Origin of the sequence: Acinetobacter kanungonis (assembly GCF_009939195.1) — a bacterium.
In the GTDB taxonomy this organism is placed as follows: domain Bacteria; phylum Pseudomonadota; class Gammaproteobacteria; order Pseudomonadales; family Moraxellaceae; genus Acinetobacter; species Acinetobacter kanungonis.
On sequence record NZ_JAACKC010000001.1, the window covers coordinates 246,279 to 267,151 of the forward strand.

The following is a 20,873-nucleotide window of genomic DNA, read 5'->3' on the forward strand; positions in this document are numbered from 1 at the left end:
CATCATGCCCCCTTCATTAAAAATCTCAGATGAGATACTCAATACTGCGGCAGACTGGATGGTTCTACTGCACTCTGGAGATATGTCCAATCAAGTACAGCTTGAATTTGAACAATGGAAATCCCAGAGCCCTGAACATGCTTTAGCCATACAACATCTGGAACAGTTCACGCAAGGTTTGAGCCAACTGCCAACACAGATTCATCCCCAAACGTTGGTAGATTCCAATCAAAAATTTAAGACAGCTGTGAAACGGAACCTGATGCTGAGTCTTTCGGGTCTGGTGCTGTTAGGCAGTAGCTTGAGCCTATTGCCATGGGATAAGTGGCAATGCGATTTGCATACCCAAGTTGGGGAAATTCAAAATTTTAATCTAGAGGATGGCTCTCAACTGGTCTTAGCCAGTGATAGTTATGTCGATATTGAATATACCGCGCACACGCGACGGATCAAACTGATCGAAGGTGAAATCTTTATCCGAACGGCAAAGGATGTTCAGCATCGCCCTTTCTTAGTAAAAACCCAATCTGGTTTGGTTGAGGCACTCGGAACTGAATTTACTGTCCAGCAGGAGAAAAATAAATCCACCCACGTCGAGGTCTTTCAACATGCGGTGGCAATCCATCCTCATAAAAATACCCAAGTAAAAGTTCTTCAACAGGGACTGTCCGCTAGTTTTAATGATCATGAGATTTCATCAGCTCAACTGCTCCAGAATCAGCAGCCCTATTGGACTCAGCACCTGTTAGTCGTTGAAAACTGGCCACTAGACCAAGTCCTGAATGAACTTTATCGCTATCAGCACGGTATTTACCATTTGGAAGATGACTTAAAAAAACTCCCTGTTTCGGGCGTATTTTCACTAACCCACCCACACAACAGCATTGAAACACTGGCATATACCCATGCACTTGAGCTGAAAAATTACGGTCCATATTTACTCAATATCAAAAAAATTCAAAAAAAATGAGCTGTTTTTCTGAGTTATTCGACTTAGAGAGAAATAGCTGCTCAAATGAGAAAAATACATGAAGGACAATCAGGTTAAAAACACGTTAGCAATTGCTATACGTGCAGTGTTATTGGGGATTCCACTAATGGCAGGTAGCCTTGCCAGCACCACGGTTTATGCTGTGACTACCTATCCAGTCAATATCACCCAACTCCCTTTAGATGAAGCACTTAAACAGCTCGCGATTCAAACGGGAACCACCATTAGTTATGACGCCAAAACCCTTTCTAATATGCAGGGTAAAGCCCTCAAAGGAAATTACGCAGTCGATCAGGCACTGACAACTTTATTACAGCCTCATGCGCTGGTGGCAGTCAAAGTGACCAACGGTGGCTATAGCATTCAAGCCAACCAGCAAACACCGAAAGAAACCCGCATTATAAAATTAGAGACTATCCAAACCCAAGCGCACTCAACCAATAGTTTGAGTCAAGCTCAAATGCTTGAGGATGCAAACACTACCTATCTGCCAACCATTGCATTGAAAGCGCAATCCCATCCCCTTATCACTGAAAATTCAGGAACCTATAAGGCTGAGGCGAGTACAGCCGCGACGGGTTTAGCCTTATCGATAAAACAGACACCTCAATTGATCAGTGTCATTACCCGTCAGCAAATGGAAGATCAGCATTTGACACAATTGACGGATGTTGTGTCACAGGCAGCAGGTTTAAGCATTAATCAGAGTGGCAATATTGGTAGTGACAACTCCCCCATTTATGCGCGAGGACAAGCTGTAGACAGTTACTTGCTGGATGGCATCAAACTGCTCAGTTCTTATTCCAGTATTTTCCAAAGCCAAGATACCGCCCTGTTTGACCGTGTTGAAATTGTCCGCGGTGCAAATGGATTAATGACGGGTGCGGGAACAGCAAGTGCCAGTATTAATATGGTCCGCAAAAAACCATTACAAGATTTCAAAGCCTCCGTCAGTAGCAGCCTAGGCTCATGGGATACTTATCGTGCTGATGTGGATGTGTCCTCTCCACTAAATGATGCAGGAACGGTGCGTGGTCGAGCAGTTCTGGCATATCAAACGGGGGATTCCTATATTGATCGCTACAGTGAAGACCGTGAAATTGCCTATGGTGTGATAGAGGCTGACTTAAGCCCAAATACCAAAGCCAGCGTTGGTGCTAGTTATCAACAAATTGATATTTCAGGTATTGCACGCGGTGGTCTGCCCTCATTTTATAGTGATGGCAGCTTGATAGATTGGTCACGCTCAGATTCTGCTGCGGCTAGTTGGACTTATTCCGACCGCACCACCACTGCCTACTTTGCCGATATTGAACACCACTTGAATGATCGTTGGAGCATTAAAGGCACAATTTCTCGAACCGAAACCGCTTCAGATGAAGTGGTTGGATATACCTATTCCCGTTCAGGCATAGATAAAGTTACGGGTGCTGGTGCAATGCTGTATGCAACACGCTGGGATTATAAACCCACCCAAGACTTGTTTAACCTTACCCTAAACGGAAGTTTTGATCTGTTTAATCAAACCCATGACGTATTTTTGGGCACCACCTATACCAAAAGTGAAAATAAACGACCAACCTATTCGGGTTGGAATAATGCCTATACATGGAACAGTGATTTGGACAATATTTTTACTTGGGATGGCACCACACCGAGTCGTCCTGAAACCATGATTGATGGCTGGTATAGCAATGATGAAACCAGCCAATCTGTATTTGGTGCAATTCGCCTTAAGCTTGCTGATCCGCTTGCAATTATTTTAGGGACACGTGTCGAAAACTGGGAACGCATTGACGGCGACTATTCTTCATCTGACCAAACCACCACCTACGCGAAACGTCAAGAAAATGGAGAAGTTATTCCCTACTTTGGCATTACCTATGATTTTAATGAGCACTGGACAGGATATGCGAGTTATACCAATATTTTTTCCCCTCAAGACAAGAAAACCAGTACTGGAGGATATATTGAGCCTTTAGTCGGAAATAGTACTGAGCTTGGCATTAAGGCAGACTTTTTTGATCACCAATTGAATTTTGGAGCTGCGATTTATCAAACCCAAGAAGACAACAAAGCCATCGCAATCACCAATGTCTATGCTCCCGATGGATCTCAAGCCTACCGCACAGAATCTGGCACTGAAAGCCGTGGGTTTGAACTGGAAACCACAGGTAAATTGACTGATGTGTGGTTAGTGTCAGCCAGTTTTACACGCAATCTATCTGAAGATAATCAGGGAAATAATCTCAACAGTAATATTCCCAACAATACTGCCAAATTATTTAGCACTTATACTCTGCCTTATCTCAATGAAGCCCTAACCATTGGTGGTGGTCTGCGTTGGCAAAGCGATATTTATTCAGACAATGCTGGACCTACCAAAGTGAAGTTTACACAGGACAGTTATGCCATCGTAGACTTAATGGCGCGCTATAAAGTGAATGAAAACTTATTGCTGAACTTTAAATTGAATAATCTGTTTAATGAGAAATATCACCTATCGACCACCAATAGCTATTATGGAGCACCGACCAACTTTAATGTGGGCGTTCGCTATCAATGGTAGGTAATCATCATTTTTAAATAAGATGACTGAATCAAATTAAAATCAAATGCTCTATTGAATAAATAATAAGTCTATTCTGTAGAGCATTGTCAGATTCATCAGAGCGATTCCCGATAATAACTCAGCGTCTATTCTTGCCCATTTCCTGATCAGTAAATATCCCTAAGCTCCCCTAACACGAATATAAAATCCACTAAGTCACTACGTTAAATGAATGCAATGGTTTGTGATTATGAATCAAGATACTGTACACCCGACATATCAGCATGTGCTTCAACTATACGATTCTCTACTTTACTAGTAGATCATATTGGATATTTCGATTTTGTAAGGTTTTTTCTTAGATGCTTCAATAACAATCGCTTTAAACAACTGATCAATTTTTTTTCGATACATTTATAGTTATCAAGGATGAGATCTAAGAGTATCTTCAATGTTGTATCGAACATCTTCTTGTCGTTAGCTGGCTCTGATGCTTCGTAATCTGCAGTTTTGCACCAGATCCTTGTGTTTTACGTAGTCGCCATAAAAAGCCCCTTCGTTATGAATAGGGCTAATATGCGGAGTATTAAGTTCAGATTTGTTGAATATAAATAGTTTGGTTATGCACGTTTATACATTTCCTTATATATTTTTTGCTGCTCAAGGAATTTCTGATATGCCATTTTCACTATATGAGGCACTTTTAAGGTGAGGAATTCATTGGTCACTGGAATATCAACGCTAGGATTTACATAGGTTAGATGCGGCTCAATCGTTTTAAATTTTTTAATTATTTCCAAATTACGGTCTACAGCATATTGAATATCTTCTTTCCTAAAAAAAGATGCTTTAAAGCGAGGATCCTCAACAATAATAATATCTAAACCCCAATAATTAACAGGGTTATTCTGAGCATCTCTAATTAGGGGGTGATGAACAGCTAAAGCCCATTGTGACAAACTTCTTAATTCATTTGGGTTCAAAAATATTAGTTCAGCATTTTCTAAATATTTATCACTATAGGCAATAATTTTATCTGCAAGCGAATGATGACTCATTTTCATTAACTCCATTTAAATTATTAATTTTTTTCCATTTATAATCAAAACATGAGGTTAAGCCATACCAAATTAGCAAATATACAAGCAAAGTTGCATCCCGATTTTTGGGTAAATTCTATTCAATTTATTACCAACAATCTGTTAAATCACCTACCAACAAACTCAATTAGGCAGCCCCCAAAATAAAGCAAATCATTCCCCAAAACTCAATCATTGCATCACGATTGCCATAAATAGGTATACCGCCATTGCCACAAGATCATAAAAATCACGATCATGGTTAGACGAGTTGAAGTGAATGAAATTGTGAAGGAAAAATGATAAATAAAGTTAAATTAAAGCTTGAAGAATACTGATCTCAATTAATTGCTTCGGATATCAGTTTGGTCAACTCGATTGATGCTGCGACCATTCTTGGTTTTAAGCCAAATAACCTGCGTGTTTGGGCGAGTCAAGGAAAAGGCGATTTGAAACCTGTGATGACAGGCAATGGCGAAAAATGGTGACTGACGGACATTCGCAATTTAGTGGGTGTATAAAGCCGACAGATAAAATCAATAATCTCAAACCTCCAAATGGAGGTTTTTTATTGCCCATATATCTCAGCCACCGACATTCTCGTCTTTATTAGAAATATTTTGAGTGCTTACATGGATTCTAAAAACAAAAAACCACTTAGGATTAGTGCACCTAAGTGGTTGTTTTATTTGGTGGGCCCACCCAGACTCGAACTGGGGACCAACGGATTATGAGTCCGCTGCTCTAACCGACTGAGCTATAGGCCCAAATATAAGTTAATGAAATTAAATCAATAACTTGAAGACTGAGCAATACTAGCGATGTTTGATTAAATAAGCAAGTTTTTTGCGGCAGTTGTTTGAATATCTGCTATATACTTATTTAATCATCGTGAAGTATTGACTACGTGAGTGATTTTAGCGATGTCATAAAAAAGAGTAAAGCTAACATAGACATTTTTTGACCAAACCGAATCAGAATCATCGACTTATTTTTTAGATGCTTTTCTTTACAGTCAGCTTTTTTTACTGTTTAGAATAATATGAAGGTTTTATATGCCAAACCCTACTGCAAATATCAATTTAATCATCAATCTAGTACAGCAGGGCTTGGATCAGATCTAACGAATTACCAGCCTAACTGCTTGTTCAAAGTCGCAGAATCGTAGTAGTCACCTTGGTAAACAATTTTGTCGTTTTTAACACGAACAAAGCTGACACCTTCAAAGTTAATTGGCTTGTTTGTTGCAGGTGTATCTTTGCTCCATGCACCAGTGTTATCCCCAGTAAAGCGCCATTGGAAAGAAATACCATCTTTACTCTCAATTGGCGTACTGGTCATTTCCCACTTTAAATTAGGTACAGCATTAATAAATACGCTAATCACGTTATCTCGTGCTGCCTCTTGTCCTTTCTGAGGTGTACCTACAGCAGCATCATAAAATACGCCATCTTTAGCAAAATAAGAGGCGGCTTGGTTAGGATTATGTTGATTCCATGCTTTCATATAAGATTCAACCACCTGTTTCGGAGGTACAGCAGCATGTGCAACTGTTACACCTGCCATTACAGGAACTAAAACCAGTGCTTGTAAAATATTTTTCATGTGTCTTCCCTTTTAGAAAAAATATGCAAATTGCATGATGATCCCAAATTCATCATGCTAAAAATTAGTCTTCGTATGCACTCATCACGTGTTTAACGCGGGTGTATTCTTCAAATCCGTAGCTGGATAAGTCTTTGCCGTAGCCCGACTTTTTAAATCCACCATGTGGCATTTCCGCAGTGAGTGGAATGTGCGCATTGACCCAGACCGTACCAAAATCCAAATCACGGCTGAAACGCATGCTGCGACTATGGTCATTTGTCCAAACGCTGGACGCCAGACCAAATTCAACATCATTGGCTTTGTCTAAGGCATCTTCCTCATCTTTAAAGGTTTGGATGGTTACAATCGGTCCAAAAATTTCATTTTGAATGGCTTCATCGTGTTGTTCTAAACCGCAGATGATGGTTGGTTCAAAATAGTAGCCCGCGTATTGCGTCACTTGTTTTCCACCTGTCACAATTTTGGCATGTGCGGGTAAACGATCCAAAAAGCCTTGAATATGAACTAACTGTCTTTGGTTGTTTAAGGCACCATACAAAGCGGTTTCATCATCAGGTAAACCACAGTGGATTTTTTTGGTCTTTTCCAGCATTTTTTCCATAAACGCTTCATAAATGCTTTCTTGCACCAATACACGTGCCGCAGCCGTACAGTCTTGTCCCGCATTAAAGAAACCCGCGACAGAAATTGCATCGGTGGCTTTTTCAAGATCCGCATCTTCAAATACCAGTACAGGAGCTTTACCACCGAGTTCCAAATGTGCCTTTGCCAAGTTACTTGCAGCAGACGCTGCCACTTGGAGTCCTGCACGCACTGAGCCTGTAATGGAGACCATTGCAGGAACAGGATGTGACACCACTTTTGAACCTGCATCTGCCAGACCTAAAATGACATTGATCGCACCTTTCGGAAAAAACGGTGCTGCAATTTCTGCCAGAAGCAAGGTACTGTTTGGTGTTGTATCACTTGGTTTGAGAACCACCGTATTACCAGCAGCTAAAGCAGGCGCAATTTTCCAAACCGCCATCATTAATGGATAGTTCCACGGTGCAACTTGCCCAACCACGCCAATCGGCTCACGTCGAATACTGGAAGTAAAGCCTTCTAAGTATTCACCTGTCGATTTACCTTCTAGGCAGCGGGCAGCACCTGCAAAAAAACGAATATGGTCTGCCGAAGTTTTAATTTCTTCAGCGGCAATCATATGTTTAAGCTGACCCGTTTCTAAACTTTGTACATCAACCAGCTGGTCTGCATGGGTTTCTAGCGCATCTGCGAAAGCCAATAATGCTTTTTGACGCATAGATGGAGTTGAACGTCTCCAGACTTTAAATGCAGCTTTTGCACAATCATATGCATAATCAACATCTTGTTGTGTTGCATTTGGAGATTGAGCATAAATCTGACCATTAACAGGACTAATTAAATCAAAGAATTCGATCCCTGTTGTTTGAATAAATTCACCGTTAATAAAATGTTTTAATTGTTTAACGTGCATTTGAACAGATCCATTCGCCTGTCCTAAATTTTCACCAATATGAAGGTCTGTCATGCAATTTCCTTATTCCGCAATTCAATAAAATATCTTTCTATTCACCACAACTGCTTATGTATTATTTCTATTTTTTCTTGTCAAGGAAAAATATTTTCACATATCTATTGCAATACAATATATATTTCCATTATTATATGTACATATTTTAAATATTATCATCGCTTTTTTGATGATTAAATAACAATTAAATTATTGAAAAATATAAAAATAAATAAATTAAATTCCAAAAATTACATCTATACAAATATGTACAGTTATTTTTCTTAATTTTCACAAAAAAAGATATTTTTTCCCAAATTGGCTCCTTGTCAAATTGCCAAATTGGCTCTCGTTTGCCTTTCCGAAAACCGACAAATTAAGTCCTGTAAATACCTTGCGGTTTGAAAAAATTTTCCCTCTACAGGTATTTTTTGAATCAAAACCGCAAATAAGAAATATCTTTTAAAACCAAAAAATCAATCTAAGCAGTTGATTAGGATGATTTTCTTAAGTTTCTTCTATCTTTATAGAAACTTTTTACAGCCAGATGAATCGATACCCCAAACAGGATTGGGCGTATTTAAAAATACAGATGTATTGAACTTTTTTGCACAATAAGGAAATTGCATGACAGACCTTCCTATCGGTGAAAATATAGGACAATCGGAAAGTTCCGACACAATCCAATCTTCACAATTTGAACGATCAATCGGATTAATCTCAAATTTCTCACTTGGTTTTACTTATTTATCGCCATTAACGGCAGTGTATTCATTATTTGCACTTGCAATTACTCTTGCAGGTCCGCCATCTATCTGGTGGATTATGATCGCTGCATTTGGACAACTCTTGGTGGCGATTGTGTTTGGTGAAACCGCCTCACAATATCCAATCACAGGCGGTCTATATCCTTGGGCGCGTCGTCTGTGGGGCAGAAAATACGCATGGATGGCGGCGTGGATTTACCTTTGGGCTTTAGTCGTTACCGTCACTTCTATTGCGGAATATAGCGCTGGTTTTGTGGCGTCACTGTTTAGCTACGAAGCCAACGCCATGAACAGCTTATTGACCACCATCGTATTGCTCATCTTATGTATGGTGGTGAATATGTCGGGCACCAAAAACCTGGCACGCGTTGCGCGTATTGGTTTCTGGTGTGAGATCGTAAGTGTAATTGCACTGGGGATCTACTTATTGATTTTCCACCGTGCTCAACCCTTCTCTATCGTGTTCGATACGATGGGCGTATTGGCACAGAATGGTTCTTATACCACGGCGTTCTTCTCTGCATCCCTACTGGGTTTATTCATGTTCTTCGGTTTTGAAGCCTGCGGTAACGTGGCTGAAGAAGTCAAAAATCCAAGTCGTCAGATTCCTGTTGCCATGATTTTAAGTATTGTATTTGGTTGCATTTCGGCAATGGTGTCTGTATTGGGTTATTTACTTGCATCACCTAACTTACAAGCCATTGTAAATGGTCAAGTAACTGATCCAATTCCGTTTATTTTACGTGATGCCTTGGGAACCCATGGTGCGAATCTGTTTATCGTGATTGCGATTATTGCGATGTTGTCTTGCATCTTGTCTTTACAAGCAGCACTCAGCCGTCTGTTGTTCTCGTTTGCACGAGACCAAATGCTGCCGGGTAATCAGTGGATTGCTAAATTATCGAAGCAAAATGTACCTGATAACGCGATGATTTTAAGCTGCTTATTGCCTTTAATTTTCTGTGTTGTGGTTTATTTCTCTCCAGATAACTTAGCGCGTATTACGGCCTTTGCGGTCATTGGTATTTATGTTTCTTTCCAAATGGTGGTCTTTGCTGCACTCAAAAATCGCTTAAAAGGCTGGAAACCTGCGGGTGAATGGAGTGTGGGTGCATGGGGCTTACCGATTAATGCACTGGCATTGATTTACGGTGTTGGCGCAATTTTCCTCCTTGCTCAACCCGCAGATGCAGCATCCTTCTTTGACAGTTGGATTGTACTCATTGGCTTGGCTGTGGTGATTGGTAGTGGTCTGCTTTATATGTTCATTGCAAAACCCTATGGCAAATCACAAGCACCTGAAAATGACGCATTGTCTTATGCCGCTGAACTTCGTCAAAAACGCAATTCAGTTTAATCAACTCTGAACATCGGCTTAACGATCACGTCCCAACCCAATCCTAGAATGTACCTTCTACCGAAAAATTGATCAGTACATTCTAGCGTTAAGCCTGATGATCAAAATCACGCGTGAAATGGCTGAATTAGCGCATATCAGTGTCATGCCACTCAAATGATCCTGATGCCGATCTAAAGCCGTTTATGTCATGGATGACGAATCTGAACAGATTCAAAAATTACAGGTTATAAGAAATGGACAATCACAACCTTAATGTTCGTAAACTCACCTTATGGCAAGTCATTATTGTCGGCATTGCCTATATGACGCCCATGACAGTGTTTGACACTTTTGGCATTGTCTCGGATGTCACCAGTGGTCGCGTTCCCCTTGCCTATATCTTTGCACTGGTCGCCATGTTACTGACGGCATTTAGTTATGCTCGCCTCAGTCAGCAAACAGAGCGTCCCGGTTCAGCCTATACCTATACCGCAGAAAGCTGTGGTACTGCGGCAGGTTTCTTTGTCGGTTGGTGTTCATTACTCGATTACATCTTATTGCCATTAATCAATGCCTTATTGGCTGGCATCTACCTGAATGCACTCATGCCCGCCATTCCTTATGCCGTCTGGGTGTTCATTGCAGCAGGATTAGTGACATTAGTGAATTGTTTTAGAATTCATATTCTTGCCAATCTTTCTCTGCTGTTTGTGTTCGTGCCTTTAATCATGTTGGTAATCTTTATCTATCTGGTGATTCATGGCATCAGCAGCAATGGCTATGAACATGTTCTGACCTTAACCCCATTATTCAATGGCGATAGCAGCATTATTCCTTTAATTACGGGTGCCTCAATTCTGTGCTTCTCGTTTTTAGGTTTTGATGCAGTCACCACCTTATCTCATGAAACCCACAACCCGAAAAAAACCATTCCACGTGCGGTCATGCTGACAACCTTAATTGGTGGCGTAATCTTCATTTCAGCCTCATGGTTTATTCAGTTGTATTTCCCAGACAATTCAAGATTTAAAGACCCAGAAGCGGCATTACCTGAAATTGCCTTGTATGTCGGTGGCGCATTATTCCAAGCGGTTTTCCTTGTGGGACAAATCATGAATACCGCGGCATCGGGTTTGGCTTCACACGCCAGTGCTGCGCGCCTAATTCACATCATGGGTCGTGATGGTATTTTTCATAAAGGCATTTTCGGTGCATTCAACCATAAATTAGGCACGCCTTTATATTCAGTGCTGACCATCGGTTTAATTTCGATGACGGCCATGTTTTTAGATTTATCGACTGTGGTGAACCTGATTAGTTTCGGCGCTTTAATTGCCTTTACTGCGGTGAATTTCTCGGTGTTTATGAAATTTTATGTACAGGACAAACAACGCGCGGGATTCAAATATTTCGCCTTGAATCTGTGCTTACCCCTCTTATCCGTCTTATCGATTGTCGCGATGTGGGTCAATTTAGAATCCAGCGCCCTACATTTTGGCGGTGCTTGGCTGGCTTTAGGGATCGTGCTGTTTATTTATAAGAAACTGCGTAAACAAAGTATCGTCCTAAGCAATGCTTAAAAAGACGAATAAAATGAATAGAGAGTTAAATATGTCAATCAATGTCACAAAACCGAAATTACTCCAAGATGTTGCCTTTAAAGCCAGTCACTATCAACAGACAGGTAAGGAATGGAACTGGATTGCTCCTACAAATGGACAGTTTGATCACCCTGCCAATTATTATGAAAGCTCCTTGCAAGACTGGAACACTTTCCCCGCGCTCAATAGCAATATTGAATGTGATGTCGTGGTCATTGGCGGTGGATTATTAGGATCCTCTGCGGCACTGCATTTAGCAGAACAAGGCATTGATACGGTCTTGGTTGAAAAAAACCGGATTGGCAGTGCGGCTTCAGGACGTAATGGCGGCCAGCTCACTCCGGGTTTGGCGCGTTGGGAAGCCGAAACTATGGCTGAACACTTTAGCTTTGAAGATGCGAAAAAGTTATGGCATTTCACCTCAACCGAAGCTATGGCTTTAATTGACAGTATTAGCGAAAAATATGACCTAGATTTACAACGTAAACGCGGGCATATTACCGCTGCGGTACACTCAGGGCATTTAGATGCTTTACGTGACGGCATGCAGGCGCGTGAATTTTTAGAAGACAAAAATACTGCAATGCTGAGTCAGGCTGAATTACGCAAGCACATCCAATCCTCAAATTATTTTGGTGGCTTGTTGGATCACTTAGGCGGACACATTCATCCCTTAGCCCTAACCCGTGGTTTGGCGTATGGTTTTTGCCAAAATGGCGGAAAAATCTATGAACAAACAGAGGTCATTTCTATACAAGAACATGCCGATGGGGTTTATGTCAGTACTACCAACGGTATGATTAAGGCGCGTAAAAGTGTGGTGATGGCGGTGCATCACGCTTCGTTTAAGTTATTAGAACAACGTAGCCAAACCACCATTCCTTTCTATACTTATGTGTGTACCACCGCTCCATTAGAAGTGGATTTAAAAGAATTACTACCAACCGATATGCCTGTGTATGACACCCAGTTCCAGATCGATTATTACCGTGGTGTATCTCAAAACCGTTTACTGTTCGGCGGTGAAGGTACTGGTTCATGCTGGGGGCCGGAACAAACCCATGACTATTTGCTCGGAAGAATCCAGCATGTATTCCCGCAACTAAAACAAGTCAAAATTGATTTTGTCTGGAGCGGCACTACAGATTTAACCGTAAATGGAGCGACAGACTGCCGTAAGTTTGGAGATAAATATTCGATCTATTCGGTGCAAGGCTGGAGTGGTCATGGCGTGGCGCAAACTGTCCGCATTGGGAAAGCCATTGCCGATGATTTCTGTGGTCGTTCAGATGATTTTGACATGCTCACTAAAATCCAGCATATCAATATACCGATGGGTCGTGCACTCGCTCCGATTGTGATTCCGATTGCCAAGAGCATGTATGGCATTGGCGCGATGATTAATCCCGGGAAAATGGTGTCGTTCTAAAGCGTACTTCTGCCCTATTGATGGCTGCCTTTGTGCAGCCTTTTTAGTTTGATTGTTAGACTATTCTTTCGCTTTACAGCTTTTACGCTTGAGATGGATCAACGTGGAAAAGTTTGAAATGGCAACCTGCTCAAATATTTTTTTATGTGCAGAATAGTCAAGTCGATGCCTTAACGTCAATACAAAAGCACCCATTTTATTGGAAGAATAAATTCGAAAAGGATTGAAGTAATGAAAAGAGTTTAGCGAATAGTTAAAACGGAATAGCGAATAGAAATACAATAATCAAATAATTAAGACTATGATTTAATGCCTTTTTTCTTACGGGAGTCAAGATAAAATTCGATTAATGACCAAATCACAATGAGCAAGAAAAAGAATAATACCAAGAGAAAAGCTGAAACATACGTCATATTGTTCAATCCTAAACTTACTTGGGTAAAACGACCGATAGGCAATGAAACTCCATTTCATCTACGACAAAAGTCTAATACGGTTTAGGAGCGATGAATAGTGATTTTTTTCAATTAACTGATACTTTTTTCCAATAAATTCAGAGCTAAAAGCGATTAATCCAGCGAATTCAAACGTTTTTACGCGAATCCATCACAAAACAAAATTGCAAAAAATATACATCCGTATTTTATTATTTGAATTACGGCATTCCAGCCATTGACCTTATTTTAAAATAAGAAGACATTAGCAGGCTTGATTAACCCCATAACATTTAGATTTGCTATGTTAAAAAAAATGATTGGTGAGTCCGCATTTAAACTTGCGGGTTGGCAATATCACGTAGAACCCAATACGCTCGAAAACAAACAGGTGATTGTTGGCTTTGAACACACCTCAATGATGGATGCCGTTTTGTCTATCGCCTTGTTCCAGATCTATGATATTAAAATCCATACACTCATAAAAAAAGAACTGTTCAAAGGACCGATGAAACCACTGCTGGAAGCTTTAGGTGGTATCGCAGTAGATCGCAAATCCAATCAGGACATCGTGGGACAAATGGTCGACCTATTTGCTTCACATGAAAAATTCAATTTAGTGATTGCCCCAGAAGCAACGCGCGCCAAAAATGGTGAAGCACGTCGACCAATCCGCACTGGCTTTTGGCATATTGCCAAAGCAGCAAATGTGCCGATTGTACTGATGTATGCCAATTCGCAAACCAAACAAGGCGGTATTTTTGGCAAAATTTACCCAACCGAACTGCACCACGACCTTGCTCTGATGCAAAAGCTCTATAAGGAAAATGTCGGTCTGGACATCGTCATTCCTGAACCCAAATAGTTGCTGCTAATTGTATAAAAACTCAAACTTAAGCCCTTTCTCACAAAAAAGGGCTTATGGTAGAATCTGCACAATTTGATTTGGCATACAGCCAATCTACAAGGAGCATATTTCGCATGGCGGGTCATTCCAAGTGGGCTAATACTAAGCATCGTAAAGCAAAACAAGATGCGAGCCGCGCTAAAGTATTCACAAAATTCATTCGTGAAATCGTTACAGCTGCCCGTTTAGGTGGTGGTGATGTTGCGTCTAACCCTCGTTTACGTGCTGTCGTTGAGAAAGCATTAGTCGCAAATATGACGCGTGATACGATCAACCGTGCAATTCAGCGCGGTGTTGGTGGTGAAGAAAATACAGATTTAAAAGAAGTCACTTACGAAGGTTATGGCGTTGGTGGTGTGGCTGTTATTGTTGAAACCATGACAGACAACTTAAACCGTACTGTGCCAGATGTTCGCCATTGTTTCTCTAAAACAGATGGCAACTTGGGTACTGCGGGTTCAGTAGCGTATATGTTTACTAAACGCGGTGAGATTACTTTTGAAGATGTATCTTTAGAAGACAAAATCATGGACGTGGCTTTAGAAGCAGGCGCTGAAGATATTGAAGTGGCTGAAGATGAAATTTTAGTCATCACAACCCCTGAGTCTTTTGGTGAAGTTCAAGATGCGCTTACAGCAGCAGGTTTAAAATCTGACAATGCTGAAGTGGTGATGAACCCTTCAACGAAAGCATTGATTACAGATGTTGATCAAGCGAAAAAAATCGTGAAAATGATTGATATGTTTGAAGATTTGGATGACGTGCAAAACGTTTATACTAATGTTGAATTCACAGATGAAGTTTTAGCGCAACTCGATGCTTAAACCTGTCAACATAAAAAACGCGCAATTTGCGCGTTTTTTATTGTCTAAAAATACAGAAACTTGTTCTGCATTAAATGCTCAAAATTAAACTTTATTTAATAAGCCACGACAGTTAAAGACGTCATATTCCTTAATCACGAAACTGGAATGTAGCGCCACCACATGCTCAATCTTACCAATCCGATTCAGCAAAATCTGGCTGTAATTTTCCATATCCCGAGCAATCACTTCGACAATAAAATCTGCCGACTGCCCTGTCACTAAAAAGGCATTAATCACTTCTGGAATGCTTTCCAACTCTTCCAAAAATTTAGAGAAGGTATCGCTATCATGCTTGCTTAAAGACACTTGCAGTAACACATGCAAGCTAAAACCGAGTTTTTGATAATTAATATCACGACGCACATTGGTCATGACATTGGTGTCAATCAAATGCTTAATACGGCGATGCACAGAGCTCACGGAAAGATTGATTCGCTCTGACAATTCATTCAGATTCACATCTTCATGGGTTAAAATTTCCAGAATTTGTTTATCAAAGCGGTCTAATTCCATTACTGGCTCCAAATTAAAAAATTGAGTGCAGACAACAACTCAGGTATGAATTATTTGAGTTTCTCAAGATCTCTGCTCAACATCTGAAAATGATTATTTCGCTTATTCCGTTAAAAAGAAAGTCATTGTGCGACTTATTTTTAGCAAATGCGGTATTTATAGAAATTTAATGAAATAAATGCGCATTTGTCTAAACTAGATTTCATTCTTGAGGCAGTTCTGCGAGTTTATTTTCACTTTATTTAAGAAGAAATGAATTACATACCACGCCAGTCGACGCGTGCATTGCGTTCAGTCTGATAAACACGTTGCACATACTGCCCCAAAGGCAAGTCTAAAAATTGCTGCTTAAAGGCATAAAATTCTTCAGAACTTCCAGAAATATAATCTTCTTCACGCTCCCACGGCGTGCCTGCAATTTCCAGAAGTGGTGCCAGCATTGAACACACTGAAATATCTGCCAGTCCCAAACGCTCACCGACAAAATAACGACCGCCATTTTCAAGTAATTTCTGATTCAACACAGCAATTAATTGTTCCATTTGGTGTTTGGAATATTCGACTTTTTCAGCATCTAATTGATAACTTTTCGATACTAATGTTCTTAAAATCGGTTTAGAAAACTTTTCAAATTGACGCAAATAGCCTTTTTCACCAATCATGATGTCTAAGGTTTCATCGCTTTCAGACAGGCTCTGTGCCAAGCCCCAACGGCGCACATGCAACCCCAGCTCAGATGCCAAGGCATTTATTTCTAATGCCATTTCTCTTAAATGTGGGTCTGCTCTTAATAAGGCATGTTCAGGATAGGTCTGGTCTAAATACAAGGCGATCTGGGTAGAATCTGCAATCCAATACTCATTGTCTTTTAATATCGGCAGTTTGTTCTGCCCTGTTTTGAGTTGAGCAAAGGCTCGATGCACACCCGGAATTAAATTCTGTGCCACATAGTCCAGTTGTTTATGATCGAGTAACCAGCGAGCTTTCTCACAATAATGAGATAAAGGGAACTGGTATAAAATTCGCATAAACACTCCAAAAGATGCTGGGACATTGATTTATCGAGAAAACCAACGCTTTCAGTCTGTTACTTTAGACAGTCAAGCCCAGAAAAACAATGTACTTTTTATCCCAAAATAAACACCTGCTGTTCTTGCACAGTCATACATTTTTATGCCTTGAATATCTTAAAACTTGATAATTCTCAATTTTTTAAATTTACAGCAATTTATTAAAAAATATTTTCCATATAAAACAGCAATTTAATTTATCTGATTTTATTCAAACCTTTCCATTTAAAGTTTTAAACATCGTTTTTCATAAGTACAGAAAAATCAATCATTTAATTTTGTAAGGCTCGACACTTAAGATTTGGAGATTACTTTAAAGGTGTCACCATGGCTTATCTCAATTCAAAAAATATACAGATCATCAAAAATGATCAGGATGCAATTAATGCAGCGTATCAAGTTGCAGACTTTGCCCTCGAAGGTCGCAATTATCGAGATCAAACGCGAACCTTGCCTTTTGCCGAAATAGAACAATTTAGCCAAAAAGGTTTGGGTGGTTTAAGAATTCCAAAACAATACGGCGGAGCGTATGTCTCCAATAAAACACTGGCACGTGTATTCCGCATTCTGAATAAAGCCGACTCCAGTGTCGGGCAAATTCCGCAGAATCAAATTAGCCTGCTGTATTTAATTGACCTGATGGGCACTGAAGCGCAAAAGCAGTTTATCTTTCAGCAAATTCTAGATGGTAAACGCTTAGCCAATGGTGGACCCGAACGCCATACCAAAGACTCGAAAACACTGAATACCAGCTTAAGCATAGAAAATGGTCACTATTATCTACAAGGTGAAAAGTTCTACTCAACGGGTAGTAGTTTCGCGCATTGGTTAGCCATTAAAGCCATTCACCCCGAAGGTCATGTGGTGCTGGTACTGGTAGATCGTGAAGCTCAAGGCGTTGAGGTGATAAATGACTGGGATGGTTTTGGACAGCGTACTACATCTAGCGGCTCAGTCCGCCTTAATCAGGTGAAAATTGATCCCTTTCTGATTTTTGATGAACGCATCTTAACCGCGACACCAACCTATCGCGGGGCGTATTCACAACTTTTACAAGCTGCAATTGATGTCGGCATTGCTGAAGCAGCCTTTGAAGATACGCTGGCAGCCGTCAAAAAGGCGCGCCCAATTGTCGATGCGCAAGTAGAAAAAGCCAGTTTCGAACATTACACCTTACAGGAAATCGGCAAGCTGCAAATTCAGCTTGAAGCTGCCATTTTACTGCTGGATGAAGCCGCAGAATATTTAGATGAATTAGATCAACTTAATAACGTAACTGATGAACAAGCCACCCGCGCATCTATTTTAGTGGCTGAAGCCAAAATTTATGCCAATGATGCTGCACTCAATATCTCCGAAAAACTGCTCGAATTGGGGGGTAGCCGTTCCAGTTTAAGTCAATTCAATTTAGATCAGCACTGGCGTAATGCACGTGTACATACCCTCCATGATCCTGTGCGCTGGAAATTACATGCGCTTGGCGATTATTACCTGAATCATAAATTACCTGCGCGCCATGCATGGATTTAAGGAGAACAAAATGACTTCCTATCAAAGTATTTCCCCAGCACAGGCAGCGCAACTTGCACCTGCTCATATTATTCAATCGGACACCGAAGCATTGGAAATTGCCCATGCCTTAGCCGAACAATTCAAACACAATGCAATTGTTCGCGATGCAGAACGCATCTTGCCGTTTGAGCAAATTGAAGCCTATAGCCAATCTGGATTATGGGCGATGACTGTGCCCAAACAATATGGCGGTGCCGAGGTTTCAAGCTATACGGTGGCACGGATTATTGCCCTCATGAGTGGTGTCGATGGTTCAATCGGTCAAATCCCACAAAACCATTTCTATGCTTTGGAAGTATTACGTAACACGGGTACTGAGCAACAAAAACAAAAGCTTTATCGCGAAGTGTTGCACGGTGCCCGCTTTGGCAATGCCCTTGCAGAATTTAAAACCAAGAATGCTACACAAAAACAAACTTCCATTTCCCCTACAACCGATGGTTTCATCGTCAACGGGGAAAAGTTCTATTGCACGGGCAGTTTGTTTGCACATCGTATTCCAACCTTGGTCAAAGATGCGGATGAACGCGAGTTTCTTGCTTTTATTCCTCGTGATAGTAAAGGCGTAGAACTGATTGATGATTGGTCAGGATTTGGACAACGCACCACGGGCAGCGGTACGGTTAAATTCCATCAAGTCTTTGTCTCTGCGGAAGATGTGATTCCGTTCGATCAAGCATTTTTACAACCGACTTTGGTGGGTCCTTTTGCCCAGATTATGCATGCCGCGATTGAAACAGGCATTGCACGTGCTGCCTTTGAAGAAACCTTGGTTCGTGTGCGTAAAGCCCGCCCTTGGATTGATTCAGGCGTAGAAGCTGCAACCCAAGACCCACTGACCTTATTGGAACTGGGGCGTATCGTGGCAGATGTGCGTGCCAGTGAAGTCTTGTTAAAACAGGCAGCACGCTCGATTAACGCAGCCAAACCACAACCCACCGAAGACAACATCACTCAAGCGTCTTTAGATGTTGCCAAAGTTCGCGCACATAGCAGTGAAACGGCACTGAAAGCCTCTTCCAAACTGGTTGAACTGGCAGGCAGTCGTGGTAGCCAACGTACAGATGGTTTAGACCGATTCTGGCGCAATGCCCGCGTACACACCCTGCACGATGCGGCTCGCTGGAAATATTACTTCATTGCAAATTACACACTCAACGGCATTCGCCCTCCACGTCGGGGGACCTTGTAATGACAAAACAAACGCCAAAACAGATTCTTTTAAATGCTTTCGATATGAACTCGGTTGGGCATATCAATCATGGTTTATGGACGCATCCACGAGATCAGTCGCACCGATTTAATGAACTCAATTACTGGACTGAACTGGCGAAAACGCTGGAGCAAGGCTTATTTGATGGTTTGTTTATTGCCGATATTACCGGTGTTTACGATGTCTATCAGAACGGGATTGATCTCACCCTAAAAGAATCGATTCAGTTGCCGAGTCATGATCCAAGTACTTTGGTTTCAGCCATGGCTGCCGTCACGCAACATTTGGGCTTCGGGGTGACGGTTAATTTGAGCTATGAAAATCCGTATCAGTTTGCCCGTCGTTTTGCCAGTTTAGATCACCTGACTCAAGGTCGAATCGGCTGGAATATCGTGACGGGTTATTTAGACAGTGCGGAACGTCTGATCGGTCAGCAAGGCTTAAAAGAACATGACCTGCGATATACCCAAGCCGAAGAGTTTGTTGATCTCTGCTATAAATTTTGGGAAGGCTCGTGGGAAAATGATGCAGTACTAAAAGATAAAGCACAGCGTATTTTTAGCGATCCAGCGAAAGTGCATGCCATTCAACATCAGGGGCAGTTTTATCAAAGTCAGGGAGTGTTCCAAGTTTCTCCTTCACCACAGCGCACGCCAGTTCTGTATCAAGCAGGAGCATCACCTCGTGGTTTAGCTTTTGCGACTCAACATGCAGAAGGTATTTTCATTGGTGGTGACCAACCTGAAAAAATCAAACAGCAAGTCGATAAAATTCGTGCCCTTGCGGTTACGCAAGGTCGAGATGCAAATAGTGTCAAAATCTTTGTGGGCATTACCGTGGTGACCGCAGAAACGGATGCGCTGGCACAAGAAAAATTGGCTGAATATATCCGCTATGCCAGTCCTGAAGCTGGTTTAGCACATTACTCCAGTTCGGTCGGGATCGATTTATCAAAATTTGCAGATGATGAAGCGATTCCCTATCAAAAAACCAACAGCATTGCCTCGGTCAACCAAAAATTCAAAGAACAAAACATCACCCGTAATGACTTAAAAGCCCAACATGTCTTGGGTGGACGTTATCCCCTGATCGTGGGTAGCGGCGCTGCGGTCGCGGAGCAACTGATTCAGTGGATCGATGAAACAGGCATTGACGGTTTTAATCTGACCCGCACGGTTGCCCCAGAATCGCATCAGGATTTTATTCGCTATGTCATTCCTGAATTACAACAACGTGGACGCTACAAAACCAGCTATAGCACAGGCAGTTTAAGACACAAACTATTCCAGCAAGGTGACCATCTTGCAGTCCAACATCCTGTGCAGCAGTTCCGATGTTTAAGCTCAAACTCGACTCCAGACTTAACCACACATTCAGAAAAACAGACAGCTTAACTGCT

The 20,873-nt window shown here is 41.3% G+C and carries 16 protein-coding genes and 1 tRNA gene; 11 read left to right on the forward strand and 6 right to left on the reverse strand.

Translation table 11 applies throughout. The annotated features are described in order from the left end of the window. The first annotated feature begins 4 nt into the window (after nucleotides 1–4). On the forward strand, nucleotides 5–970 hold the full coding sequence (locus GWK51_RS01080) for a FecR domain-containing protein (protein WP_161932346.1): 966 nt from the start codon (nucleotides 5–7) through the stop codon (nucleotides 968–970). A 58-nt stretch (nucleotides 971–1,028) separates the two neighbouring features. Continuing rightward, nucleotides 1,029–3,560 (forward strand): TonB-dependent siderophore receptor, encoded by a 2,532-nt coding sequence (locus tag GWK51_RS01085; protein ID WP_161932347.1) that lies wholly within the window; start codon nucleotides 1,029–1,031, stop codon nucleotides 3,558–3,560. A 602-nt stretch (nucleotides 3,561–4,162) separates the two neighbouring features. Here the strand turns inward: GWK51_RS01085 and GWK51_RS01090 are convergent. Then, nucleotides 4,163–4,600 carry a hypothetical protein gene (locus GWK51_RS01090; RefSeq protein WP_161932348.1) on the reverse strand — a complete coding sequence of 146 codons (438 nt, stop codon included), beginning with the start codon at nucleotides 4,598–4,600 and terminating at the stop codon, nucleotides 4,163–4,165. 386 nt (nucleotides 4,601–4,986) lie between these two features. Here GWK51_RS01090 and GWK51_RS16710 point away from each other — a divergent pair, with 386 nt between their 5' ends. After that, complete coding sequence (locus tag GWK51_RS16710) at nucleotides 4,987–5,109, forward strand: hypothetical protein (protein WP_268895752.1); 123 nt, start codon at nucleotides 4,987–4,989, stop codon at nucleotides 5,107–5,109. Nucleotides 5,110–5,311: 202 nt separating this feature from the next. On the opposite strand, the gene GWK51_RS01100 is transcribed toward GWK51_RS16710, so the two are convergent. From GWK51_RS01100 to GWK51_RS01110, 3 genes are all read right to left on the reverse strand, one after another. Further along, nucleotides 5,312–5,388 (reverse strand) — tRNA-Ile (locus GWK51_RS01100). A 361-nt stretch (nucleotides 5,389–5,749) separates the two neighbouring features. Next, on the reverse strand, nucleotides 5,750–6,226 hold the full coding sequence (locus tag GWK51_RS01105; RefSeq protein WP_161932349.1) for an ester cyclase: 477 nt from the start codon (nucleotides 6,224–6,226) through the stop codon (nucleotides 5,750–5,752). 64 nt (nucleotides 6,227–6,290) lie between these two features. Then, on the reverse strand, nucleotides 6,291–7,727 hold the full coding sequence (locus tag GWK51_RS01110; protein ID WP_161932774.1) for a gamma-aminobutyraldehyde dehydrogenase: 1,437 nt from the start codon (nucleotides 7,725–7,727) through the stop codon (nucleotides 6,291–6,293). A gap of 663 nt (nucleotides 7,728–8,390) precedes the next feature. Between GWK51_RS01110 and GWK51_RS01115 the strand changes: the two genes are divergently transcribed. The 5 genes from GWK51_RS01115 (at nucleotide 8,391) to GWK51_RS01135 (ending at nucleotide 15,064) form a co-directional block, all read left to right on the forward strand. After that, nucleotides 8,391–9,887, forward strand: coding sequence for an APC family permease (locus GWK51_RS01115; RefSeq protein WP_161932350.1), 1,497 nt, complete (start codon nucleotides 8,391–8,393; stop codon nucleotides 9,885–9,887). A gap of 236 nt (nucleotides 9,888–10,123) precedes the next feature. Then, nucleotides 10,124–11,449 carry an APC family permease gene (locus GWK51_RS01120; protein WP_161932351.1) on the forward strand — a complete coding sequence of 442 codons (1,326 nt, stop codon included), beginning with the start codon at nucleotides 10,124–10,126 and terminating at the stop codon, nucleotides 11,447–11,449. A gap of 31 nt (nucleotides 11,450–11,480) precedes the next feature. Beyond that, on the forward strand, nucleotides 11,481–12,899 hold the full coding sequence (locus GWK51_RS01125) for an NAD(P)/FAD-dependent oxidoreductase (protein ID WP_161932352.1): 1,419 nt from the start codon (nucleotides 11,481–11,483) through the stop codon (nucleotides 12,897–12,899). Between the two features lie 738 nt (nucleotides 12,900–13,637). After that, nucleotides 13,638–14,198 (forward strand): 1-acyl-sn-glycerol-3-phosphate acyltransferase, encoded by a 561-nt coding sequence (locus GWK51_RS01130; RefSeq protein WP_142769047.1) that lies wholly within the window; start codon nucleotides 13,638–13,640, stop codon nucleotides 14,196–14,198. Between the two features lie 116 nt (nucleotides 14,199–14,314). Next, the gene (locus GWK51_RS01135; protein WP_100241530.1) at nucleotides 14,315–15,064 is read left to right on the forward strand and encodes a YebC/PmpR family DNA-binding transcriptional regulator; all 750 of its coding nucleotides are present in this window, start codon (nucleotides 14,315–14,317) and stop codon (nucleotides 15,062–15,064) included. Nucleotides 15,065–15,148: 84 nt separating this feature from the next. Here GWK51_RS01135 and GWK51_RS01140 read toward each other — a convergent pair whose 3' ends face one another. Both GWK51_RS01140 and GWK51_RS01145 read right to left on the reverse strand, forming a co-directional pair. Continuing rightward, nucleotides 15,149–15,619, reverse strand: a complete 471-nt coding sequence (locus GWK51_RS01140; protein ID WP_100241531.1) for an Lrp/AsnC family transcriptional regulator — start codon at nucleotides 15,617–15,619, stop codon at nucleotides 15,149–15,151. Between the two features lie 257 nt (nucleotides 15,620–15,876). Continuing rightward, nucleotides 15,877–16,647, reverse strand: coding sequence for a glutathione S-transferase family protein (locus GWK51_RS01145; RefSeq protein WP_142769048.1), 771 nt, complete (start codon nucleotides 16,645–16,647; stop codon nucleotides 15,877–15,879). 369 nt (nucleotides 16,648–17,016) lie between these two features. On the opposite strand from GWK51_RS01145, the gene GWK51_RS01150 reads away from it, so the two are divergent. The 3 genes from GWK51_RS01150 to GWK51_RS01160 are packed head-to-tail and all read left to right on the forward strand — an operon-like array spanning nucleotide 17,017 to nucleotide 20,868. Further along, a complete protein-coding gene (locus tag GWK51_RS01150; protein ID WP_161932353.1) occupies nucleotides 17,017–18,219 on the forward strand; it encodes an SfnB family sulfur acquisition oxidoreductase in 1,203 nt (400 codons plus the stop codon). Between the two features lie 10 nt (nucleotides 18,220–18,229). After that, nucleotides 18,230–19,453, forward strand: a complete 1,224-nt coding sequence (locus tag GWK51_RS01155) for an SfnB family sulfur acquisition oxidoreductase (protein WP_161932354.1) — start codon at nucleotides 18,230–18,232, stop codon at nucleotides 19,451–19,453. Beyond that, complete coding sequence (locus tag GWK51_RS01160) at nucleotides 19,453–20,868, forward strand: LLM class flavin-dependent oxidoreductase (protein ID WP_161932355.1); 1,416 nt, start codon at nucleotides 19,453–19,455, stop codon at nucleotides 20,866–20,868. Before GWK51_RS01155 ends, GWK51_RS01160 begins: the two co-directional genes overlap by 1 nt. Nucleotides 20,869–20,873: the final 5 nt, after the last annotated feature.